This window comes from Streptomyces pseudogriseolus (assembly GCA_002154585.1).
Classification (GTDB): Bacteria; Actinomycetota; Actinomycetes; order Streptomycetales; family Streptomycetaceae; genus Streptomyces; species Streptomyces pseudogriseolus.
Genome location: MUNG01000768.1, coordinates 1 through 1,239 on the forward strand (window position 1 = coordinate 1; position 1,239 = coordinate 1,239).

Annotated in this window: 2 pseudogenes; both read left to right on the forward strand. The window is 72.8% G+C overall.

The features are described from left to right. Positions 1-85 (forward strand): annotated as a pseudogene (locus CCN29_RS34655) (DNA-binding protein); the annotation flags it as partial. A 192-nt stretch (positions 86-277) separates the two neighbouring features. Then, positions 278-1,239: pseudogene (locus CCN29_RS34660) on the forward strand (serine/threonine-protein kinase); the annotation flags it as partial.

The window sequence follows — 1,239 nt, forward strand, 5'->3', positions numbered from 1 at the left end:
CCCGGAGCTGGCGGAGTTCCTCCGCGTCTACGGCGCCGGCCGCACGGCCGACGCGGTCACGCACTACCAGGCACACCAGAGCTGAAGCACCGCCCGGCGGCCGAAGAGGGTCGGCCGCCGGTGACACGGGGGGCCTGATGCGGGGGTTCGTCGCGGGGGACCTGTCACGGGGGCGGAGGACAGCGGGCCGCAGGACAGCGGGCCGCAGGGGGAGTCGTATCGCTCGTCGTGGGGGAGAGACAGGGGGACACCTCAGGGGGAGGAGCGACGCACAGCCATGGGTGAGGTCTTCGCCGGCCGGTACGAGCTGGTCGACCCGATCGGACGCGGGGGTGTGGGCGCCGTATGGCGCGCCTGGGACCACCGCCGTCGCCGTTATGTGGCGGCGAAGGTGCTGCTCCAGAGCGACGCCCATTCACTGCTGCGCTTCGTGCGCGAGCAGGCGCTGCGGATTGACCACCCGCATGTGCTCGCCCCCACCAGCTGGGCCGCCGACGACGACAAGGTCCTGTTCACCATGGACCTGGTGGCCGGCGGTTCCCTGGTGCACCTGGTCGGCGACTACGGTCCGTTGCCGCCCGCGTTCGTCTGCACCCTGCTCGACCAGCTCCTCTCAGGACTCGCGGCCGTGCACGCGGAGGACGTGGTGCANNCCCGCCAACGTGCTGCTGGAGGCCACCGGCCGGGGCAGGCCGAAGCTGCGGCTGTCGGACTTCGGCATCGCCATGCGGCTGGGCGAACCCCGGCTGACCGAGACCGACCTGGTCGTCGGCACCCCCGGATATCTGGCCCCGGAGCAGATGATGGGCGCCGAACCGGACTTCCCCGCCGACCTCTTCGCCGTGGGCCTGGTCGCCCTGTATCTGCTCGAGGGCGCGAAGCCGGACGCCAAGGCCCTCATCCAGTATTTCGCCGACCACGGGACGCCGGGTGCGCCTCAGGGCATCCCCGAGCCGCTGTGGCAGGTGGTGGCCACCTTGCTCCAGCCCGATCCGGAGGCGCGTTTTCGCACAGCGACGGGGGCGCGCAAGGCGCTCGCCGCGGCGGCNNACGAGCTGATCGAGATCTTCGACCAACTCGGCCCGCTCCCGCCCGGGTTCGCCGAGGACGGCCCGGAGAAGAGAGCCTCCGGACTCCCCGCGGGGCCGGGAGGTCCGGTGGGCGAGGGCGGGAGCACGGGCGGGACAGCAGGGCAGGGCGTCGTCGAGGGCAGCGGCGAGCCCGTGCCTCACCCCGTCC